A 21,163-nucleotide genomic window follows, 5' to 3' on the forward strand; every position below is an offset into this window, starting at 1 on the left:
CGATGGCCACGCGACTGCTCTATCTGGCTCGGCACGGCGAGCAGGACCGCCCGGAGGTCGAGTCGCCCGAGGTGGGTCTCTCGGAGCGGGGTCGCCGTCAGGCCACGCTGCTCGGCCAGCGGCTGCGGGCCGTACCGTTGCGCGCCGTCCACCACGGCCCGCTGCGCCGGGCCGCCGAGACCGCCGAGCTGGTCGCCGCGTCGCTGCCGAAGGTCCCGGTGTACGAGACCGAGCTGGCCGGCGCCCATCTCCCGCACGACACCGACCCGGCCGGCCTGCCCGTGGCGTACGCGAGCTTCCTGGCCCGCTTCTCGGCGCGCGAGCGGGTCGACGGGCCGCGACTGGCGGCGGAGGCCGTCGCCCGCTTCGCCACCGCCCCGGCGGAGGGTGACGTCCGCGAGTTGGTGATCACCCACAACTTCCTGATCGCCTGGCTGGTCCGGCATGCCCTCGACGCCCCGGAACGACGCTGGCTGGGGGTGAACCACCACAACGCCGGGCTGACCGTGATCCGCTACAGCTCGTCCGGGCCGCCCAACCTGGTCGCCTTCAACGACGTGGCGCACCTGCCGCCCGAGCTGCGCGGCACCGGGCTGCCCAGCGACTATCGGGTGTGACCGGCGCGCGGGGGTGAGGGTCGGGACGCGGGCGCCGTGGGCAGGCCGGCGAGCAACGTGTCGACGAGGGCGTCCGCGTCCGCCGCCGGAAACGGACGGTGGGTCACCACGGCCCGCAGCCAGACCGGTCCGAGCAGCAGGTCGGCCAGGAGCAGGTCGTCCACCGGTCCGCTCAGCTCGCCCCGGTCGCGGGCCCGGGCGGTGATCTCGGCGACGTGGGCGCAGTGCTGGCCGAGCAGTTCGTCGGCGAGCCGGGCCAGCTCCGGGTCGGCGCCGGTGTGCGCGAGCACGTCGGCGGCGAGCCGGCCCGGCCCCGCACCGAGGAAGGCCGCCTTGGCCCGGAGCAGCGTGACCAGGTCCCCGCGCAGGGTGCCGGTGTCCGGCACCGGCAGGTCCCGGGCGATGGCGTGCCGGAAGGTGGCGGCCACCAGCGCCGGCTTCGAGGGCCACCAGCGGTAGAGGGTGCTCTTGTTGACCCCGGAGCGGCGGGCCACCCCCTCGATGGTCAGCCCGGCGTACCCGTCGGTGTCGAGCAGGTCGAGCACGGCGGCGTGGATGGCGGCCGCGCCGCGCGGCCCGCGACCGGCCGTCGCCACGCCGGTCACCGGCCGACGCGGCGCAGCAGGCGCAGCGCCGTGGTCATCCGGCGGGTCCAGGCCGCGGTCTCCGCGCCCGGCCGGTGGTACGCCGGGGCGAGGTCCAGCCCGCGCTGCCGGGCGACGGTCTTGACCCGGGTGAAGCGGAGCAGCCCGTCGGCGCCGTGCCGGCCGCCGAGCCCGGAGTCCTTCCACCCGCCCATCGGCGCGTCGATGCTGCCCCAGACCGCGGAGTAGCCGTCGTCGACGTTGACGCTGCCCGCCTCGATCCGGGCGGCGACCGCCTCGCCGCGCGCGCCGGAGCCGCTGAACACGCTGGCGTTCAGGCCGTACGCGGTGTCGTTGGCCAGGGCGACCGCCTCGTCGTCGGTGTGGAACCGGTGGACGGCGACCACCGGCCCGAAGGTCTCCTCGGCGTACATCCGCATGCCGGGGGTGACACCGGTGAGCACGGTCGGCTCGAAGACGTACGGGCCGACGTCGGGTCGGTGCCGACCACCGGTGTGCACGGTGGCGCCGTGCTCGACGGCGTCCGCGACGTGCGCGGTGACCGTGTCGAGCTGGCGTGCGGAGGCCAGCGAGCCGAGGTCGGCGTCGAAGTCGCCGCCGATCCCCAGCCGCAGCGTCGCGGTACGCGCCACGAAGCGGCGCAGGAACTCGTCGTGCAGCCGGTCGGCGACGTACACCCGCTCGATGGAGACGCAGAGCTGCCCGGCGCTGGCGAAGCAGGCCCGGATCGTCCCCTCGACCGCCCGGTCGAGGTCGGCGTCGTCGAGCACCAGCAGCGGGTTCTTGCCGCCCAGCTCCAGCGACGCCGGGACCAGCCGGCGCGCGGCCTGGGCGGCGACCTCCCGGCCGACCCGGGTGGAGCCGGTGAAGCAGACCAGGTCGGCCCGCTCGGTTACCAGCGGACCGACGTCGGCGCCCTCGCCGGCGACGACCTGCCAGAGCGCGGCGGGCAACCCCGCCTCGACGGCCAGGGCGCGGACCCAGAGGGCGGTGAGCATGGTCGCCGGGTCGGGTCGGTGCACCACCGCGTTGCCCGCCATCAGGGCCGGCAGCACCTCGGCGGTGGCGAGCGAGAGCGGGTAGTTCCAGGGCGAGACGACGCCCACCACGCCGACCGGGAAGCGCAGCTCGCGGGTGCGGGTGAGCAGCGGCAGGGCACCGCCACGGCGGCGCGGGCGCAGCAGCCGGGCGGTGGCGCGGGCGTAGTAGCGGGCGGTGATCGCCACGTCGAGGATCTCCTCGACGGCGTGTCGCCGTGCCTTGCCGGCCTCCAGTTGGACCAGGTCGAGCCCGTCGGCCTGCCGGTCGAGCACGAGGTCGTGCAGCCGGAGGAGGACGGCGGCCCGGCGGGTCACCGGCAGCGCCGCCCAGGCCCGCTGCGCGCCGGCCGCGTCGGCGAACGCGGCGTCCACGTCGGCCGGGCCGCTCGACGGTACGACCACCGTCGCCGCGCCGGTCAGCGGCGAGGTGGCGGTGAAGGTGGGACCGGTCCCGCGTACCTGGTCGACCAGCGCATCCACCCCGGCGGGCAGCGCCGGCGGGGCGCCGCCGACGGCCGGGTTGCCGGGCGGGGCGGTCTGGGGGGTCAACGCGGCAGCGGTCATGCGGCCACGGTACGCAACGCAACGTCGCGTTGCAAAGTTTCGGGCTGAAGCAGCGGTGTCGATCAGAAGGAAGCGGGTCGCGTCCGGGGCGGCGGTGGGCGTCCGGGGCGGCGGTGCCGGTTGCCCCCCTTTCTCCCGCGCCACCCCTCGCGGGTGGTCGTCGGGCCCGCGCCGTTATGGTCGCCGGACCGGCGTCGGCGCGCGCCGACCGGCACGGAAGGGGTGGTGGCGGTGTCCGACGCGGGGTTGACCGTCGAGGTGACCGGCGCGGTGGCGACGGTGACGATCCGCAACCCGGCGCGGCGCAACGCGATGACCCCGGCGATGTGGCGGCAGCTGCCGGTGCTGCTGGACGGGCTGGAGGCCGACCCGACCGTGCGCGCCCTGGTGCTGACCGGTGCGGAGGGCACCTTCTGCGCGGGGGCGGACCTGGGCGATCTGGACGAGCTGCTGGAAGCCGGCGACGGCAGCATCGCGGTGGTCGCCGAGGAGCGGCTGGCCGCCTTCGCCAAGCCGACCGTCGCCGCGGTCGCCGGGCCCTGCGTGGGCGGCGGCTGCCAGCTCGCGGTCGCCTGCGACCTGCGCATCGCCGCCCCGGACGCCCGGTTCGGCGTGCCGCCGGCGCGGCTCGGGCTGGTCTACCCGGCTCCGACCACCCGCCGGCTGACCCAGCTGGTCGGCCCCGCCACCGCGAAGTTCCTGCTCTTCACCGCCGAGCTGATCGATGCCGAGCGGGCGTTGCGGGTCGGCCTCGTGGACGAGGTGGTCGACGATCTCACCGCCCGGGTGGACGCGATCACCGCCGCCATCGCGCAGCGCTCGCAGCTCAGCGTCGCCGCCGCCAAGGAGATCGTGGACGACCGGGCCGGGCCGGCCCGGATCGCCTGGTGGCACCGGAAGGTACGGGACAGCGGCGAGGCCCGCGAGGGCATCGCGGCCCACCGCGAGCGCCGAGCGCCCAACTTCGGCTGGACGCCGTCCGACCGGCCCTGAGCGCCCCCGCCCTGATCCACAGGTACGACCATCGCCCGCCGCGCTGCTTCATCCGCTCCTGATCGTGATCCCGTCCGGCGCAGGGGGCCGCCCCCGGCACCGTGGGACGTCTCTCGCGGACGCTTTGGAGCTGATGACGTGGACGAATCATCGTGTCGGTTCGGACGGGGGCGGCTCGGGCGCGGGTGGCGTCACCCTCCTGTGCTGATCCGGGTGCTTTGGAGCTGGTGACGTGGACGAATCGGCCTGCCGGCTCGGACCGGGCTGGCTCATGCGCGGTTGCCTTCACCCGCCTGCCCTATGCCGGGTGCTTTGGAGCTGATGACGATCGGTCTGCCGGCTCGGACCGTGCCGGCTCGGCACGGTGCCGTCACCGGCCTGCGCTGGAGCCCGCGGGCTGCCGACTCGTGGCGGGCCTGCGGCTTCGCGCGCTTGAGTCGTTTACGACATCAGGTCCAAAGCGTCGTCGACCCCCTCTTCCTCCGGCGCCGGTCCCGTCAGGGGCGGCACTGGCACCCGGCGTCATGCATGCGGAGGCTCAGCCCCCGGCCCGCCGAGCCGGCGGAGTCCAAGGCGCCAACGGGCCGGGACCCGCCGTGGTGCCCGGCGCACCGACAGCGGTCACCGGCCGTGATGCGCTGGACCGGCACGGGTCACCGGCACCGGCACCGGTCACCGACCCGTGCCGGGCTGGGTCGGCGCCGAAGCGGCACCGAGATCGGCACCGAGGCCGGCACGAGGCCGGCACCAGAAACGGGACCGGGGCCGGCGGGCGCCGCGCCGGAGGCGTACACCTCCGACGCGGCCCCCTGTGCCCGCCGGCCGGCTTGGTCACCGCCCGGCGAACGCGGCCCAGCTCGGCGTGACCGGCTCGCGGCGCAGCGGCATGCCCGCCTCTGCCGGCGTCCGGTCGCCCTTGCGCTGGTTGCAGGCGTAGCAGGCGGTGGTCGTGTTCTTCCAGGTGTTCCGGCCGCCGCGCGAGCGGGGCAGGATGTGGTCGATGGTGCTGCCCGGGCCGCCGCAGTAGGCGCAGCGGTGCCCGTCGCGGCGCAGCACGCCGGCCCGGGACCAGGCCGGTCCGGCGCTGAACCGCCAGCGGGTGACCACGTACCGGACGAGCCGGACGACCCTCGGCATCGGGAAGACGCCGATCACCTGGTCCGGCTCGGCCTCGTGGATCTCGGCGACCCGGCGGCACAGCATCCGGATCGCGTGCTGGACGGTGACCCGGTGCAGCGGGCCGAGGTCGGCGTTGATGACGAGGACGGCGTCCACCGGGCTCTCCCTTCACGATCGGCGGTGGACCGGCCCGGACAGCGAGAAGCCGCCCGGTCCGGTGCGGGACGGGCGGCTGCAACGCGTGCGGGCACGCGTCAGTCGGGCCTGTTGTCCCAGGGACCTTCGGCTCGGCGACCGTCCGACGGCAGCGTCGACCACGCGCACGTGACGTGCGACAACGGCATGACTGACTCCCGGCGGGCTGGTTGACCTTGCGCGATCACGGTAGGTCCACCCCGGAGAGAGGGGCAACGTATTTCGATTCGCCCTCGGCCCGGTCCGGGCGTCTCTGGCGCGCGGCGGGGCCGGCCGCCTGCGCGGCGGCGAGCGGCCTGTTGATCCGTACCGCCATCTGTGTGGTCAGCTCGCTGTCCAGCAGCGGCCGGTTGATCTCGGCGGCGACGGAGAGGGTCGGTCCGGAGACCGAGCGCCAGATGGCGGTCAGCCCGGCGCCCAGGCCGAGCAGGGCGACGGCCGCCCGGGTGGTGGGCGAGCCGGCCGCCGCGGCGGCACTGAGCCCGACGACCGCGCCGAGCACCACCAGCAGGGGTACGAGCACCGGCCAGAAGATTCCCCGGGCGGCCTGGACCACCAGTCGCCGGTCCCGGATGATCAGGTTGCGGGCGACGATCGCCCAGTTCTCCTCGTCGAGCAGGTCCCGCGGGTGCAGCCCACCGGTGAGCACCCCGCGCCACAGCTCACCCTGGTTGCGCAACTGGCGGGACAGCTCGGCCGGGTCGGCGCCCCCGACCCGGGTGACCGCCGTCGCCCACGCCGCCAGGGAGCGCCGCACCACCGCCGCGGAGTACGGGGGCAGCACGCTGGCCAGCTCGTCCAGCCAGCGGCTGATCTGCACGTGCCGGCCGCCGAAGCGCCGGGTCAGCTCGTCGGCGTCGCCCTCCCGTACGGTGTCGGCCAGCGAGCGGCCCAGCCGGTACGCCAGCCCCACCCGGTGGTTGGTGGCCGTCGCCCAGCCCAGCACGTCGACGTTCAACTCGTCCAGCGCGAGCAGCAGCCCGGTCACCTCGACGGGACGGTCGCCCTCGCCGAGGCGGTCGCGGGCGGTCGCGGTGGCGGGACCGGGTCGGTCGGTGCTGGTCAGCTGGGCGATCTGATCGAGGGCCACCTCCACCGCGTCGAGGTACATCCGCATCCGCTGCCGGCCCGGCATCTCCGTCAGGTTGGACAGCTTCGCGGGCGGGGTGACCGGGCGGTCGTCCCGGCCGGTCAGGTCGACGGTCCGCGCCCGGTGGTACGCGTCCGCCATCCACCAGCCCAGCCGCAGGGCGATGACGATGCACGCCCGCTCGTCACGGAGCAGCCCGTACGCGTCGTCGCGTCCGTCCTCGGTGCGGTCCGGTGCGGCGTCCACACCGGACCGGTGCAGTGGCGACACCCTCCTGACCTCCCGTGCCGGCTGCTCGCCGGCGTCGATCGACGTCAGTCGAGCGTAGAGCGGTCAGGCGGACAAAAGGGGCGATTCGCCGAAGATCGCGTCCCGGAGGTATCCCTCAGCGGCGGGCGAGCAGGCCGCGCGGGCGGACCGACCGGACCGGCTCGGCCGCCGCGCCCGCGGCGCGCAGGATGTGGTTGGCGGCCAGGATGCCGGTCGCCGCCGACCGCTCCATCAGCGCGCTCGGGAACTCCGTCCGGATTCCGTCGCCGGCCAGGTAGAGCCCGCCGGCGTCGGTGCGTACCCCCGGCCGGCCGGCGTGGCTGCCCGGGGTGAACGCCGGGGCCTGCGCCTCCACCCGGGCGCGCAGCTCGCGGACCCGCAGCCCGGCCGCCTCCGGCCAGAGCGTCGTCAGCTCGACCCGCATCCGCTCGGCCAGCTCCTCGGCGGGCACGCCCTCGTCACAGGCGTACGCGTGCAGCTCCACCACCGAGCCGCCGGTCCGCTCGGCCCACCGGCGGGAGGAGTTCTCCAGCCGGTGGTAGAGGGTCACCGAGTCCAGGGTGGGCTGCCGGGACACCCCGCTGAACACCGCCCGGTCGGCACGGACGTCCCCGTCCATCCAGTACCGCGCCACCGCGTACGGCGGACCGGCCCGGCCGAACGCGGGCATTCGCGCCACCAGCCGGGGCGCCGCCCCGCGCAGGCCGGGGGAGGCCGCGACCAGCGCGGCGAGCGCCGGCGGGTCGACCGCCAGTACGACGTGGCCGGCGGTGTACCCGGTGCCGTCGGCGGTGGTCACTCGCCAACCGTCCGGGGCACGGTCCAGCCGGGTGGCGGCGGCGCCGGTGACCACCCGGCCGCCGTGCTTCTCCACGTGCCGGGTCAGCGGCTGCCAGATCGCCGTGGCGTAGTCCTCGTCCGGGCAGTCGAAGGCCAGCCCCTCCGGGTTGCCCAGCAGGTAGAAGTGGAACTGGGCGATCATCTCGGCGGCGGACATCTCCGCCTCGTGGTTGAAGAACGAGTGGGAGAAGACCTCGAAGAGCATCGCCCGGGCCCGGTCCGGCAGCCGCAGCGAGGTGAGCAGCTCGTCGGCGGTGGTGGCGTCGAACTCGGCGTACGTGCGCTCCGGGTCGTAGGTGAGCAGCGGCAGCGCGGCGTCCCGGTCCATCCCGCGCAGGTCGGCCAGGCGCAGGCTGGGGCTGCGCAGCAGCAGGGTGAGCAGGTTCAGCGGCGGGGCCGGCGGCAGCTTGCCGAACTCCTCCGTCGGCCACTGCCCGCTCAGGATCGGGTAGCCGGGGATCGGCTTGAGGAAGCCCAACCCCGGGTCGACCCGGCGCAGGATCGACCGCCAGTTGTAGTACTGCCGGAAGAACGCGTGGAAGCCGTGCTCGTTGAACTGCGGGCCGTCGGCGAGCGCCTCCGGCCAGGCGCCCAGCCGGCCGCCCAACGTCGGCGCGGCCTCCAGCACGGTCACGTCCACCCCGCGCTCGGCCAGCACCACCGCCGCCGACACGCCGGCGATCCCGCCCCCCACCACCACCGCCGTGACCGGACGCGGCACGCGGGGGGCGCCGCCACCGCCCGGGTCCACCACGTGCTCGCGTACGCCGATGAGCCGACCCAGCAGTTGCGACAGCGCCATGTGCACCTTCCCCGCCCGAGGAAGTCCCAGTCTGCCGGAGATGTGACCGGAAGGACCCCGTCGACGGCCGGCAGCTCTCCCTCAGGGCAGGCAGCGGCGGGGGCGGTCGGAGGGAGGCCAGACGTACTCGAGGTCGGGTGGGACGTCGCCGAACTGGGGGCCGTAGTGGTCGGGATCCTTGCGCAGCAGCGAGGAGCGGTGACTCAGGTGCAGGTCCTCCCGGCCCAACCAGGGTGGCAGCTCGCCGGCCTCCGCCAGCTCCCGTTGGGTCCGGATCCGCTCGATCCCGCAGGCCGCGGCGAGGTCGGTGCTCATGGTCGCGGCGCAGGTGTCCGCCCGGCCCGGCTCGGACCAGACCGCGCACATGTCCAGCCCGTACCGGGTGAGCGCCTCCTCGTAGCCGGCCCACATCTTGACCGCCGGATGGTTGCGCCAGCCGTAGTTCGGCCGGGTCAGACCGCGCAGCACCTGGATCGTCTCCACCCGCTGCTTGCCCAGCCGCCGCTGGTCGAGCGCGCGGGCGCTGGCCAGGAAGTCCGGATACGGGAGGAACGTCTGCATGCCGGTGCTCTACCCGCCGTCGGCCCCGCCATGCCCCCCCATGATCGCCGGGCTGCGCGCGGCGCGACCGGCTGACTACCATCCGGTCATGGCCGAACCCCTGCGCGACCGTGCCCGGCGCGCGACCGGCTGGCGGCTGCGGATGAACGGCGACACCCGGGCGCACTACGTGATCTGCGGCAACGACCCGCTCGCCTACTGGGTGGTGCGGGCGCTGCTCGCCACCGAGCTGCCGCAGGGGCGGGTCCGGATCACCCTGGTCGTGCCGGAACGCCGCCGCTCCGACGGGCCGGACGGGCGCGACCTCGACGGTGTGCAGGTGGTCCGGGCCGACCGGCTGGACGAGGCGACGTTCCGCCGGGCCGGGCTGGCCGGCGCGGACGGCCTGGCGCTGCTGCACCAGGACGACGTCGGCAACATGCACGCCGCGCTCTGCGCGCAGGAGGTCGAACCCCGGCTGCGGCTGGTGGTACGGATGTTCAACACCAGCCTCGCCAACGGCCTGCGGCAGCTCTTCCCCGACTCGGCGGTGCTCTCGGACGCCTCGATGGCCGCCCCGGCCTTCGTCGCCGCCGCGCTCGGCGAGGTCGCCCCGACCCACTTCCGGCACGGCGGCCGCACCCTGTACGTGGCCCGGCGGGAGGACGTACGCCCCGGTGACGTCGTCAGCGGCCTGGCCGTCACCACGGACCCGGAGCTGGTCAGGGTGCTGCCGGCCGACGAGGCGGCGGCCGACGTGGTGCTCGCCGAGGCGACCGGGCAGCCGCCCGGGACGGAGCTGGCGGCCCGCCGCCTGGTCCGGGCGCGGCGCCGTCGGCAGCCGGTCGCGGTGCTGCTGCGGGCGGTCCGCAGCTTCGCCACCCGCAAGATCGGCATCGCGGTGCTCGCGCTGTTGGCGGTGATCGCCGTGCTCGGCTGGCTGAACGGCCGCGCGGCCGATGTCAGCTGGGCCGAGGCGCTCTACCTGACCCTGGTCACCACGCTCAGCGGCCAGGATCCCGACGTCACCAAGCCGGCCGCCGCGCAGGTCATGCAGGTGGTGCTCAACCTGGCCGGGCTGGCGCTGATCCCGCTGATCACCGCCGTGGTGGTCGACGGGATCGTCAACGCCCGGCTGGCCCTGCACACCGGCCGGATCCAGCCCGACCGGACCGGGCACGTCGTGGTGGTGGGGCTGGGCAACATCGGCACCCGGGTGATGGCGCAGCTGCGGGACTTCGGCGTCGAGGTGGTGGCGATCGACCGCACCGGGGAGGCGCGCGGCGCGGCGCTGGCCCGGCGGCTCGGGGTGCCGCTGATCGTCGGGGACGCCGCCCGGGAGGAGACGCTGCGGTCGGCCTCGGTGGAGAGTTGCCAGGCGCTGGTGGTGGTCTCCACCGACGACGGGGTCAACCTGCGGGCCGCGTTGAACGCCCGGGCGCTCAACGAGGAGGTGCGGGTGGTGCTGCGGCTCTTCGACGGGGACTTCGCCGAGCGGATCCAGAAGGCGTTCGGCATCGGCATCTCGCGCAGCGTGTCGTACCTGGCCGCACCGGCGTTCGCCGCCGCGCTGCTGGACCGGGCGGTGATCGCCACCATCCCGGTCGACCGGCACGCCCTGCTGGTGGTGGAGGTGCCGGTGGTGGCCGGAGCCCCGCTGGACGGCCGCCCGCTCGCCGCGGTGGCCCGCCCCGGCGAGGTCCGGCTGCTCGGGCACGCCCGGGCCGGGCAGAAGGTCGACTGGTCGGCCGACCCCCGCATGGTGATCACCGCAGGGGACCGGCTGACTGTGGTGGCCCGGCGCGCCGGGTTGAGCGCCCTGCTGCGGGAGACCGCCCCACCGGCGCCCCCGCCCCCGCCGGTGGCGCCCGGCGGCCCCCCGGCGCAGCGGACCGCCGACGAACAGTGACGCCGCGGAGGGTGCTCACGCGGCCGGTTCCGCCGGAGGTCACCGGGCGGGGCGGGCGTGGCGCAGGGCGTACCCGGCGGCGCCGAGGGCGAGTACGCCGAGACCGGTGAGCACGCTGGCCGGCGGCAGGTTCACGGCGAGCAGCAGGCAGCCGGCCAGCCCCAGCCCGGCGAGGAGCCGGACGGGCAGCTTGCGCGCCGGGTCACGGCCCAGCGTCAGCGCCGCCGCGTTGGTGATGGCGTAGTAGACCAGCACCGTGCAGCTGGAGAAGCCGATCGCCCCGCGCACGTCCCCGAGCGCGACCACCACGATCACCACGGTGGCCACCGCCAGTTCGGCGCGGTGCGGCACCCGGTGCACCGGGTGCACGGCGTCCAACGCCCCCGGCACGTCCCGCCGGCGGGCCATCGCCAGCAGGGTCCGGCCGACCCCGGCGAGCAGGGAGAGCAGCACACCGGTCACCGCCACGGTCGCGCCGGCCCGGACCACCCAGGCCAGGCCGGGCAGCCCGGCGGCGGTCACCACGTCGGCCAGGGGCGCGGCGGAGGCGGCCAGCCGGTCGGCCCCGAGCACGCCGACGGTGACCACACCGAGCACCAGGTAGACGGCGAGCACCACGCCCAGGGCGAGCGGCACCGCGCGGGGGATGGTCCGCTCCGGATCGCGTACCTCCTCACCGAGGGTGGCGATCCGGGCGTACCCGGCGAAGGCGAAGAAGAGCAGCCCGGCGGCGGTGAGCACCCCGCGGACGGTCCCGTCACCGCTGCCCAGCCGGTCGAGGGAGACCTCGCCGGCGGCGATCCCGGTCACCGCCACCAGGGCGAGCACGGCCAGCACCACCACGACCAGCGCCTTCGTCGCGGTGGCGGTCCGGGCGATGCCGCGCAGGTTCACCGCGGTCACCGCGAGCACCGCACCGGCCGCGACCGGCCGGGCCTGGCCCGGCCACAGGTACGCCCCGATGGTCAGGGCCATCGCCGCGCAGCTCGCCGTCTTGCCGACGACGAATCCCCAACCGGCCAGGAAGCCGGCGAACGGGCCGAGCCGTTCCCGCCCGTAGACGTACGTCCCGCCGGACTCGGGGTGGCGGGCGGCGAGCCGCGCCGAGCTGGTCGCGTTGCAGAAGGCGACGAAGCCGGCCAGGGCCAGCGCCACCAGCAGCCCGGCACCGCCGGCCGCCGCCGCGGCCGGGGCGAAGACCACGAAGACGCCCGCGCCGAGCATCGATCCCAGCCCGATGACCACCGCATCGGGTACGCCCAACCGCCGCGCCAGCCGCTCCACGTGCGCAGACCCTAGGGGTGCGAGATGAACGGCCGGTCACGCTCCCGCAACCTGCGCGGCAGCGGCACGTCGTCCCACGGCACCCGGTGCAGCAACCGGTCCAGCAGCAGCCCGAGCAGCAGCCCGGCGACCGAGTCGGTCAGCCAGTGCCAGCCCAGGTAGGTGGTGGTGCAGAGCACCACCGCCGGCGGTACCACCCGGACGACGGCGACCACCCGGCGCGGCATCTGCCGGCCGAAGCTGCGCAGCAGCGGCGCGAGCAGCAGGGCGATGACGCCGTACCAGACGATCGCGTTGGCCACGTGCCCCGACGGGTACGACTGCGCGAACCGCACCGGCAGCTCGTCCTGGAACAGCGGCAGGGTCTGTGCGGGCGGCAGGAAGGGCTCCTTGGTGCTGGCGCTGGGCGCCGGCCGGGCCGTCCACACCTTGAGCGGGCCGATGGTCAGGTAGGTCAGCGCGAAGGCGACCACCGGGGGCAGCACGGGGCGGACGGACCGGAGCCGGACGGCCAGCAGGACGCCAAGCCCCGCGGCGATCAGCGTCAGCGGTGTGCCCTGCCCCAGGTAGTTGAGGATCACCGCCGTCCACCGGGCGGCGGTGGGCCGGTGCGCGTCGGCCCAGTCGGCCACCGCGCGGTCGATGCCGAAGAGCTGGTCGGCGCTCAACGCGACGGTCAGCCCGACCAGGGCCGCCAGGAGCAGCAGATCGAACCACCAGCCGGCCGGGCGGACCGGTCGGAGCCGCGCTCTGCGCCGTACCGTCGTGGTTTCCCGCACCCGGCCACGCTACCGGCCGCGGTCGATGGCGGACCGGGACGGGGCCGGGGTGCCTGTGGGCCCAACCACGTAGAGCGGCGCTGCGCCGGGGGAGCGGTCACACTTGTCCCCGTGCGGATCACCTCGGCCCTCGTCGACCCGGCGCTGCTCGACCTTCCCTGGTCGACCCCGCTGGAGCAGTGGCCTGCCGAGCACCTGGTGGCCCTGCCGCAGGGCATCTCCCGGCACATCGTCCGGTTCGTCCGGCTCGGTGACTACGTGTACGCGTTCAAGGAGACCCGCGAGCGGATCGCCGAGCGGGAGTACGACCTGCTCCGGGCCCTGGAACGGATCGACTTCCCGTCGGTCGAGGCGGTGGCGGTGGTCGCCGACCGGCAGACCGAGGACGGGGAACCCCTCGAGTCGGTGCTGATCACCCGGCACCTCCAGTTCTCGCTGCCCTACCGGGCGCTCTTCTCGCACACCCTGCGTCCGGAGACGATGAGCCGGCTGCTCGACGCGCTCGCCGCCCTGATCGTCCGGATGCACCTGACCGGCTTCTTCTGGGGCGACTGCTCGCTGTCGAACACGTTGTTCCGCCGGGACGCCGGGGCGTTCGCCGCCTACCTGGTGGACGCCGAGACCGGTGCCCTGCACAGCTCCCTCTCCAACGGCCAGCGCGGCGAGGACCTGGAGATCGCCCGGGTGAACATCTTCGGTGAGGCGCTGGACCTCCAGGCGGCCGGGCTCCTGCACGAGTCGATCGACCCCGAGGTGGTCTGCGAGGAGGTCGTGCAGCGCTACGAGCGGCTCTGGCACGAGATCACCTACGAGCAGCAGGTCGAGCGGGAGGCCCGGCACGACATCGAGGGGCGGATCCGCCGTCTCAACGAGCTGGGCTTCGACGTCGCCGAGGTGGCCCTCTCCACGGTCGACAACGGGCGCTACCTGGTCCGGCCGAAGGTCGTCGACGCCGGCTACCACACCCGCCGGCTGCTCCGGCTGACCGGCCTCGACGCCGAGGAGAACCAGGCCCGCCGGCTCCTCAACGACCTGGACGCGTACCGGGTGGAGAGCGACCTGACCGACGAGCAGCAGGCCGCCCACCGCTGGCTGACCGAGGTCTTCGAGCCGGTGGTCCGGGCGGTGCCGGCACACCTGCGGCGCAAGCTGGAGCCGCAGGAGCTGTTCGCCCAGATAATCGAGCACAAGTGGCTGCTCTCCGAGCAGGCCGGTCGGGACGTCGGCATGGGACCGGCGGTGCAGTCGTTCCTGGCCGACGTGCTGGTGCACCGCCCCGACGAACAGGCCGTCCTCGGCGTCGAGGTCCCCAACGCCGGCTGACGCCCGACCCGGCCTCCCCGGCCTCCCGGCAGCTCCGCCTTCCCTGCCTCTTCCGCCTTCTCAAGCGGCTGAGGCTCCGCCTTCCCCGGCCGCTCCGGCCTGCTCTGCGGGTCCTGACCTGCTCTGCCGGTCCTGGTCCGCTCTGCCGGTCCTGGTCCGCTCTGCCGGTCCTGGTCCGCTCTGCCGGTCCTGGTCCGCTCTGCCGGTCCTGGTCCGCTCTGCCGGTCCTGGTCCGCTCTGCCGGTCCTGGTCCGCTCTGCCGGTCCAGGTCTGCCCTGCCGGTCCAGGTCTGCCCTGCCGGTCCTGGCCTGCCCTGCGGTCCTGGCCTGTCCGGTGCAGGGTGGCGGCTCGCAGACGCGGCCCGGGCCTCGACGCCGCGAGCGAACCCCTGGGCAGTGATGTGCGTCCTTTAGAGCTGATAGCACAAACGAATCACGTCGCGGCCGAGATGCAGGGACCGGAGCTACGGTCCGCCGACCGCCTGCCAGCAGCAGGTCCGATACCGAGGCGAACAGGTCAACTCCGAGGGCGTCCGAGCCCTGATCAGCTCAATGGCGTCAGACTGCCGTGGCAGCTGAGCGGACCGGGCGCGTAGAAGCCGAGGCTGACCAGCCTTGACTCGGTTACGTCATCAGCTCTAAAGGACGCCAAGAAGAAGTGCGACCTCCAAGAGCCTCGGGAGGCCGGGAGCCTCGGAGGGCCGGGAGCCTCGGAGGGCCGGGAGCCTCGGAGGGCCGGGAGCCTCGGAGGGCCGGGAGCCTCGGAGGGCCGGGAGCCTCGGAGGGCCGGGAGCCTCGGAGGGCCGGGAGCCTCGGGAGGCCGGGAGCCGGGAGCCGGGGAAGACTGGGAGCGCGGGAGGCTGGGAGCCGGGGGAGGCCGGAGCCGCGGGAGGTCCGGAGCCGCGCGAGCCCGGAGGCCCCGCGAGGCCGGAAGCCCCGGAGTCAGGGGGGCCGAAAGCGTCGCGGCCCGGGAGCTTCCGGGGCCCCCGGCCGCGAGTCGGCGTCGCGGGGGGCGACAGCGGGGGTCCGGAGCCGATCAGTCCAGCCAGGTGCCGCCGCGCATCACCCGGACCACGTTCAGCTCGTCGTCGAGTACGACCAGGTCCGCCCGGAGGCCGACCTGGAGCGCGCCCACCCGGTCGCCCAGGCCGATGGCCCGGGCCGGGGTGGTCGCCACCATGCGGACCGCGTCGGCGATCGGGATGCCGGCGTCCACCGCGTGGCGCAGCGCGGCGTCCATGGTGAGGGTGCTGCCGGCGATCGCGCCGTCGGAGGCCAGCCGGGCCACCCCGTCGGTCACGGTGACGGCCTGGCCGCCCAGCTCGTACTCACCGTCGGGCATGCCGGCGGCTGCCATCGCGTCGGTGATCAGCGCGGCCCGCTCCGGGCCGGCGACCGAGGTCGCGAAGGTGAGCATCCCGTCGTGCAGGTGCACGCCGTCGGCGACGAGCTCGCAGACCACGTTCGGGGCGTCCAGCAGGGCCACCACCGGGCCGGGCTCACGGTGGTGCACCGGGCGCATCCCGTTGAACAGGTGGGTACCGACGCTCGCGCCCGCCGCCACGGCGGCGCGGGTCTGGTCGTACGTGGCGTCGGTGTGCCCGACCGCGGCGACCACCCCGTGCGAGGTGAGCAGCTTGATCGCGTCCAGCGCGCCGTCCCGCTCCGGGGCCAGCGTCACCATCCGGACCGCGCCCCCACCCAGCTCGATCAGCTCGGCCAGCTCGTCGCTGGACGGGTCGCGGAGGAACTCCGGGTTCTGCGCTCCGCAGCGGGCCGCCGACAGGTACGGCCCTTCGAAGTGGATGCCGGCCAGCACTCCCTCGTGCCGCAGTGGCGCGTACGCGGAGGTGGCCGCCCGCATCAGCTCGAACGGTGAGCTGACCAGACTGGCCAGCAGGGTGGTGGTGCCGTGCCGCAGGTGGAACGCGGCTGCCTCGCGAGCCTGGCCGGCGTCCCCGGTGGTGAAGGTGTGCCCGCCACCGCCGTGGGTGTGCATGTCCACGAAGCCGGGCACGATCCAGTGGCCGTCCCGCTTCGCCGGGTACTCGGCGACCGCGCTGATCCGCTCACCGTCCAGCTCCACGCACCCCTGCCGGATAACGCCGGTCGGGGTCACCACCTTGCCGGTCACCCGAAGGGCCATCACTACTCCAGACTGTCGAGGGCGAGCAGGGCGGCGCCGAGGCTACCTGCCTCGTCGCCCAGGGCCGCCGCGACCAGCCGCGGCTCCCGGTGGAAAGTCATCCGCTCGCGCAGCGCCGCGCGCAGGGGGTCCAGCAGCTGCCCGCCGGCCCGAGCCAGGCCACCGCCGATCACGATCGTCTGGACGTCGAAGAGCGCCTGGCCGGTGGCGAGCCCGTCGGCGAGCGCCTCGACGGCCTCCCGCCACACCCGGCCGGCCAGCTCCTCGCCGGCCGCCGCCCGCGCGGCCACGTCCGCCGCGGTCACCACCCCGACCGCCGGCCTGGCGCCGTCGCTCGCGGCGTCGGCCCTGGACGCCTCGGCCAGTTCCGCGTAGCGGCGGGCGATGGCGGAGGCCGACGAGACGGCCTCCAGGCAGCCGGGACGGCCGCAGCCGCAGCGCGGTCCGCCGGGGCGTACCAGGATGTGGCCGATCTCCCCGGCGGCGCCGTGCGCGCCGGCGGCGGCCGACCCCGCGACGACGTGCGCGGCGGCGATGCCGGTGCCGATCGCGACGAAGAGGACGTGCGTGGTGCCGCGCCCGGCGCCGAGCCGGGCCTCGGCGAGACCGCCGACGCGCACGTCGTGGCCGAGCGCCGCCGGCAGCCCGAGCCGCGTGGCCGCCAGGTCCCGCAGGGGTACGTCCCGGAAGCCCACGTTCGCCGACCAGACCGCCGTGCCGGTGGCCTCGTCGACCACGCCCGGTACGGCGATGCCGCAGGCCACCGGGGTGAGCCCGTCGGCGCGGGCCTTGTCGGCCAGCCCCTCGGCGATGTCGAGGACGGTGTCGACCACGGCCGCCGGCCCGCGGGCGGCGCCGGTGGGGTGGCGTTCGGTGTGCACGACCTCGCCGCTCGGCCGGACCAGGGCGCACTTCATCCCGGTGCCGCCCACGTCGAGGGCGACGACGACGGCGTCACCGGCGCCGGTGGGGCCGTCGGTCACGCCAGCACCACGGAGCGGGTCAGGTGCCGGGGCGCGTCCGGGTCGAGGCCCCGGCTGGTGGCCAGCGCCACCGCGAAGCGCTGGGCCAGGATCAGGTCGGCCATCGGGTCGACCGGGGTACGTCCGGCCGCCCAGCTGCCCAGCACGGTGTGGCAGCCGTGGTGGCGGCTGTGCACGAAGGCCGCGCCGGTGGCCGCCACGTCCTCGGCCAGGCCGTCGGGCAGGGCGCCGAACGCCCAGACCAGGCGGCCCGGAGCGGCGATCGAGATGGGACCGTGCCGGTAGTCCATGGCGGGGTACGCCTCGGCCCAGAAGGTGGCCGCCTCGCGGCACTTCAGCGCCGCCTCCTGGGCCAGCCCGACGGTCCAGCCCCGGCCGAGGAAGGTGGCCTGCCCGATCGTGGCCGGGTCGATCGGCAGCGGGGCCCGGACGGCCACCTCGGCGTCGGCGGCGAGCGCCTCGACGTTGTCGCCCAGGTGGGCGCGGAGCAGCGCCAGCGACGTGGTGGCGAACCGGGTCTGCACCACCGACCGTTCGTCGGCGAAGGGCATGGTCACCGCCGCGTCGGCCAGGCCGACCGCCGGGGATCCGGGATCGCCGACCAGGACCGTGGTGGGCAGCTGTCCGCGCAGCGCGGCGAGCAGGTCGAGCACCTCGGTGGTGGTGCCGGAGCGGGTGATCGCGATCAGCCGGTCGTAGCGGCGGCCGGTGGGGAACTCGCTGGCCTGGAAGGCGTCGGTCTCGCCCTGGCCGGCGCGTTCGCGCAGCCCCGCGTACGCCATCGCCATGAACCACGACGTGCCGCAACCGACGACGGCGACCCGCTCGCCGGGGTGGGGAAGGTCGGCGGCGACGCCAGCGGCGAGCCGCGCCGCCTCCCGCCAGCAGTCGGGTTGGCTCGCGATCTCCGCGTCGACGTACGCCATGAGGACTCCTCGCACTGGCTGGCGATGCGCATTACGGCTCGTTAAAGCCGTCTTTCGCGCGTTATTCTGCGCGAACCCGGGTGGCTCTGGCAACCAGCCCCCAGATCGCGCAGGTCAGGGTTTTGCGCCTTCGTAGTTTCGCGCACTACTGTGCACGCAATCAATCACCGATCGTGCAGAGTCAACGGAGGCCCCCGCGGTGGACCGGTACGCCAGATGGAACGCTCTGCTCGAGATGCTGACCGACAGCGGCCGGGTCAGCGTCGAGGAGGCGGCCGAGCGGCTGGACGTCTCCCAGGCCACCATCCGGCGTGACTTCGACCAGCTCGCCCAGCAGCAGATGATCACGCGGACCCGGGGCGGCGCGGTCGCCAACGGCGTCTCGTACGACCTCCCGCTGCGCTACAAGACCGCCAAGCACTCCGCCGAGAAGCAGCGGATCGGCGCGGCCGCCGCGTCGCTGGTCTCCCCGGGCACGGTCGTGGGCCTCAACGGCGGCACCACCAGCACGGAGGTGGCCCGGGCGCTGGCCGTCCGCCCCGATCTGAACACCAGCGCCGAGGGCGCCCAGCTCACCGTCGTGACCAACGCCCTGAACATCGCCAACGAGCTGCTGGTCCGGTCCCGGATGAAGGTCGTGGTCGCCGGCGGGGTGGTCCGCCCCAAGTCGTTCGAGCTGGTCGGCCCGCTGGGCGGGGCGCTGCTGCGCGAGGTCACCCTGGACGTCGCCCTGCTCGGCGTGGACGCGGTCGATCCCCAGCTCGGCGCCGCCGCCCACCACGAGGGCGAGGCCGCGATGAACAACCTGATGGTGGCCCGGGCGAAGCGGGTGGTGATCATCGCCGACTCGTCCAAGCTGGGCGGTCACGCCTTCGCCCGGATCTGCCCGGTGGACCGGGTGGAGACCCTGGTGACGGACTCCGGCGCCGACCCCGCGGTCGTCGAGGCGTTCCGCGCCGCCGGGGTCACCGTCATCTGCGCCTGAGTACGTCGTTGCTATACGGTCGGTGACGATTTCCGAGCCGATGCATACCCGGTATTGCTCTGCTCTGTATACCGAGTATGGTGACCGCTGTCATGGAGTCCCATCGGGGAGGCGCAGCTTGTCGGCTGTCCTGGAGATCGAAGGTCTACGTAAGACGTACCGGAGTCGTCGGCGGGGCGTCCGCAACGCCCTCGACGGCTTCGACATGCGGGTCGAGGCGGGACAGGTGCACGGCTTCCTCGGCCCCAACGGGTCGGGCAAGACCACCACGCTGCGTACCCTGCTCGGGCTGATCCGGCCCGACGGCGGCCGGATGGCGATCCTCGGCCACGAGGTGCCGGCCGCGCTGCCCGTGGTGGCCGGTTCCGTCGGGGCGATCGTGGAGAGCCCCCAGTTCTTCCCGCACTTCACGGCCCGTGACACCCTGTCGCTGCTGGCCGGCGCCGGTGAGGTGCCCGCCGTCCGGGTCGACGAGGTGCTGGAGCTGGTCGGCCTGCGGGACCGCGCCAACGAGCGGGTCAAGACCTACTCGCTCGGCATGAAGCAGCGGCTCGCCGTCGCCTCGGCGCTGCTCAAGAACCCGCGGCTGCTGATCCTGGACGAGCCGGCCAACGGCCTCGACCCGGGCGGCATCCGGGAGATGCGCACGCTGATGCGCAACCTCGCGGAGTCCGGGATGACCGTGGTGCTCTCCAGCCACATCCTCGGCGAGATCCAGCTCATCTGCGACGAGGTCACCATCATCTCGCTGGGCCGCCGGGTCGCCTCCGGCCCGGTCGACCAGGTGCTCGCCGCGCACTCGCACGGCGGTGTACGCGTCCGCCTGGAGGCCGCCGAGGACCTGTCGGCCGCCGCCGAGCTGCTCGGGCGGGCCGGCGTGGTGGTGAGCCGCCACCCGGACCACCTGATGCTCGCCGGCATCGACAAGCCGGCCTCCGTCAGCCGGCTCCTCGCCGAGCAGCACCTCTACGTCAGCGAGCTCGCCCCGGTCGCGGTGGACCTGGAGAGCGTCTTCCTGGAGTTGACCGCCACCGCGCCGGTGCCCGGTCAGCACCGCCAGGTCGACCAGTCCACGAAGGTCGGTGAGCCGGGTCCGACCGGCGGCGCCGGAGGAGGTTGGGGCGCATGAGCCTGTACGTCACCGAGCTGCGGCGGCTCTTCAAGCGCCGGTTGACCCGGGTCATGCTGGTGCTGCTCGTCCTCGGGCTGGCCGGCATCGCCACCGCCTTCGCCTTCTCCAGCCAGAAGCTCTCCCCGAGCGTGGTGGCGGAGGCGCAGGCCCAGTCCGACGCCAACTACCAGCAGGCCCTCCGCGATTGGGAGAAGTCGGTCGCCGACTGCGACGCGGCCAAGGCCCGCGGTGAGCAGACCGACGAGAAGTACGGCCCGGAGTGCGGTCGGGAGTGGCAGCCGCAGCCGGAGATGTTCGACCCGAAGTGGCACATGCCGTACCAGTTCGACTTCCGCGCCGAGTTCGGCATCTTCGTCGCGGTCTTCGCCGGGGCGGTGGCGCTCTTCGCCTTCCTGGTGGGCGCCTCGTCCGTCGGGGCGGAGTGGAGCAGCGGCGGCATGATGAACCTGCTGCTGTGGCGGCCGAAACGGTTGACCGTGCTCGGCACGAAGCTGGCCGCCGTGCTCACCACGCTGCTCGGGGTGAGCGTGGTGCTCGGAGCGCTCTGGACCCTGGCCTTCTGGCTGATCGGCACCTACCGCGGCACCACCGCGAAGGTCACCGCCGGCGTCTGGCAGTCCGCCGGGCTGAGCGGCCTGCGGGCCGTGGGGCTGATCCTGGCGTTCGGCGCGGTCGCCTTCGCGCTGGCCTCCCTTGGCCGGCACACCGCGATGGCGCTCGGTGTCGCGGTCGGGCTCGGCGTGGTCAGCGAGATCGGCCTGCGGATCGCGATCGAGATCGCCGGGGTCCGGTTCGGGGAGCGCTACGTCCTCTCCACCTACGCGATGGCCTGGTTCGAGAAGCAGAAGAAGCTGATCGACTACCGGTCCTGCGACTTCGTGCAGGGGCAGTGCAACCCGAAGGAGATGCTGGTGACCTGGCAGGACTCCGCGGTGGTCTTCGGTGTCGGCACCGCCGTGGTGCTGGCCGCCGCCTTCTGGATGATGCGGCGACGGGACATCACCTGAGCCGGGGCCGCCCGG

At 74.5% G+C, this 21,163-nt stretch carries 18 protein-coding genes; 7 read left to right on the forward strand and 11 right to left on the reverse strand.

Going from position 1 to position 21,163, the window contains the following annotated elements:
• The first annotated feature begins 2 nt into the window (after positions 1 to 2).
• Positions 3 to 617 carry a histidine phosphatase family protein gene (locus tag V6U79_RS10785; RefSeq protein ID WP_334521048.1) on the forward strand — a complete coding sequence of 205 codons (615 nt, stop codon included), beginning with the start codon at positions 3 to 5 and terminating at the stop codon, positions 615 to 617.
• Here the strand turns inward: V6U79_RS10785 and V6U79_RS10790 are convergent.
• Together V6U79_RS10790 and V6U79_RS10795 are read right to left on the reverse strand one after the other, a co-directional pair.
• Positions 605 to 1,213, reverse strand: coding sequence for a TetR/AcrR family transcriptional regulator (locus V6U79_RS10790; RefSeq protein WP_334614535.1), 609 nt, complete (start codon positions 1,211 to 1,213; stop codon positions 605 to 607). The genes V6U79_RS10785 and V6U79_RS10790 overlap by 13 nt on opposite strands.
• A 5-nt stretch (positions 1,214 to 1,218) precedes the next feature.
• Positions 1,219 to 2,826, reverse strand: coding sequence for a succinic semialdehyde dehydrogenase (locus V6U79_RS10795; RefSeq protein WP_334521045.1), 1,608 nt, complete (start codon positions 2,824 to 2,826; stop codon positions 1,219 to 1,221).
• A gap of 225 nt (positions 2,827 to 3,051) precedes the next feature.
• Between V6U79_RS10795 and V6U79_RS10800 the strand changes: the two genes are divergently transcribed.
• A complete protein-coding gene (locus tag V6U79_RS10800; protein WP_334614536.1) occupies positions 3,052 to 3,819 on the forward strand; it encodes an enoyl-CoA hydratase/isomerase family protein in 768 nt (255 codons plus the stop codon).
• Between the two features lie 831 nt (positions 3,820 to 4,650).
• On the opposite strand, the gene V6U79_RS10805 is transcribed toward V6U79_RS10800, so the two are convergent.
• The 4 genes from V6U79_RS10805 to V6U79_RS10820 all read right to left on the reverse strand — a co-directional run bounded on the left by V6U79_RS10805 (position 4,651) and on the right by V6U79_RS10820 (position 8,696).
• Positions 4,651 to 5,094 carry an HNH endonuclease gene (locus V6U79_RS10805; RefSeq protein ID WP_334521042.1) on the reverse strand — a complete coding sequence of 148 codons (444 nt, stop codon included), beginning with the start codon at positions 5,092 to 5,094 and terminating at the stop codon, positions 4,651 to 4,653.
• 223 nt (positions 5,095 to 5,317) lie between these two features.
• Positions 5,318 to 6,493, reverse strand: a complete 1,176-nt coding sequence (locus V6U79_RS10810) for a hypothetical protein (protein WP_334614538.1) — start codon at positions 6,491 to 6,493, stop codon at positions 5,318 to 5,320.
• A 115-nt stretch (positions 6,494 to 6,608) separates the two neighbouring features.
• Positions 6,609 to 8,135, reverse strand: coding sequence for an FAD-dependent oxidoreductase (locus tag V6U79_RS10815; protein WP_334521039.1), 1,527 nt, complete (start codon positions 8,133 to 8,135; stop codon positions 6,609 to 6,611).
• 81 nt (positions 8,136 to 8,216) lie between these two features.
• On the reverse strand, positions 8,217 to 8,696 hold the full coding sequence (locus V6U79_RS10820) for an MSMEG_6728 family protein (RefSeq protein ID WP_334614539.1): 480 nt from the start codon (positions 8,694 to 8,696) through the stop codon (positions 8,217 to 8,219).
• Positions 8,697 to 8,784: 88 nt separating this feature from the next.
• Here V6U79_RS10820 and V6U79_RS10825 point away from each other — a divergent pair, with 88 nt between their 5' ends.
• Positions 8,785 to 10,584 carry a potassium channel protein gene (locus V6U79_RS10825; RefSeq protein ID WP_334614540.1) on the forward strand — a complete coding sequence of 600 codons (1,800 nt, stop codon included), beginning with the start codon at positions 8,785 to 8,787 and terminating at the stop codon, positions 10,582 to 10,584.
• Between the two features lie 39 nt (positions 10,585 to 10,623).
• Here the strand turns inward: V6U79_RS10825 and V6U79_RS10830 are convergent, their stop codons facing one another.
• Positions 10,624 to 11,868, reverse strand: coding sequence for an APC family permease (locus V6U79_RS10830; RefSeq protein ID WP_334614541.1), 1,245 nt, complete (start codon positions 11,866 to 11,868; stop codon positions 10,624 to 10,626).
• A gap of 11 nt (positions 11,869 to 11,879) precedes the next feature.
• Positions 11,880 to 12,647, reverse strand: coding sequence for a phosphatase PAP2 family protein (locus tag V6U79_RS10835; RefSeq protein WP_334614543.1), 768 nt, complete (start codon positions 12,645 to 12,647; stop codon positions 11,880 to 11,882).
• Positions 12,648 to 12,758: 111 nt separating this feature from the next.
• Here V6U79_RS10835 and V6U79_RS10840 point away from each other — a divergent pair, with 111 nt between their 5' ends.
• Positions 12,759 to 13,970 (forward strand): DUF4032 domain-containing protein, encoded by a 1,212-nt coding sequence (locus V6U79_RS10840; RefSeq protein WP_334614544.1) that lies wholly within the window; start codon positions 12,759 to 12,761, stop codon positions 13,968 to 13,970.
• A 1,035-nt stretch (positions 13,971 to 15,005) separates the two neighbouring features.
• Here the strand turns inward: V6U79_RS10840 and nagA are convergent.
• The 3 genes from nagA to V6U79_RS10855 form a co-directional block, all read right to left on the reverse strand.
• Positions 15,006 to 16,115, reverse strand: a complete 1,110-nt coding sequence (gene nagA / locus V6U79_RS10845; RefSeq protein WP_334614546.1) for an N-acetylglucosamine-6-phosphate deacetylase — start codon at positions 16,113 to 16,115, stop codon at positions 15,006 to 15,008.
• A 2-nt stretch (positions 16,116 to 16,117) separates the two neighbouring features.
• Positions 16,118 to 17,032, reverse strand: coding sequence for an ROK family protein (locus tag V6U79_RS10850; protein WP_442933765.1), 915 nt, complete (start codon positions 17,030 to 17,032; stop codon positions 16,118 to 16,120).
• 62 nt (positions 17,033 to 17,094) lie between these two features.
• Positions 17,095 to 18,024: an SIS domain-containing protein gene (locus tag V6U79_RS10855; protein ID WP_334521024.1), complete on the reverse strand. Its 930-nt coding sequence runs from the start codon at positions 18,022 to 18,024 to the stop codon at positions 17,095 to 17,097.
• Positions 18,025 to 18,223: 199 nt separating this feature from the next.
• Between V6U79_RS10855 and V6U79_RS10860 the strand changes: the two genes are divergently transcribed.
• The 3 genes from V6U79_RS10860 to V6U79_RS10870 all read left to right on the forward strand — a co-directional run bounded on the left by V6U79_RS10860 (position 18,224) and on the right by V6U79_RS10870 (position 21,148).
• The gene (locus V6U79_RS10860; RefSeq protein ID WP_334614548.1) at positions 18,224 to 19,009 is read left to right on the forward strand and encodes a DeoR/GlpR family DNA-binding transcription regulator; all 786 of its coding nucleotides are present in this window, start codon (positions 18,224 to 18,226) and stop codon (positions 19,007 to 19,009) included.
• 118 nt (positions 19,010 to 19,127) lie between these two features.
• Entirely contained in the window at positions 19,128 to 20,138 is a 1,011-nt protein-coding gene (locus V6U79_RS10865; protein WP_334614549.1) for an ABC transporter ATP-binding protein, read from the forward strand.
• Positions 20,135 to 21,148: an ABC transporter permease subunit gene (locus V6U79_RS10870; RefSeq protein WP_334614551.1), complete on the forward strand. Its 1,014-nt coding sequence runs from the start codon at positions 20,135 to 20,137 to the stop codon at positions 21,146 to 21,148. The genes V6U79_RS10865 and V6U79_RS10870 overlap by 4 nt, the downstream gene beginning before the upstream one ends.
• The last annotated feature ends 15 nt before the right edge of the window (positions 21,149 to 21,163 follow it).

The sequence above is a fragment of the Micromonospora psammae genome, from assembly GCF_036902725.1.
GTDB lineage: Bacteria > Actinomycetota > Actinomycetes > Mycobacteriales > Micromonosporaceae > Micromonospora.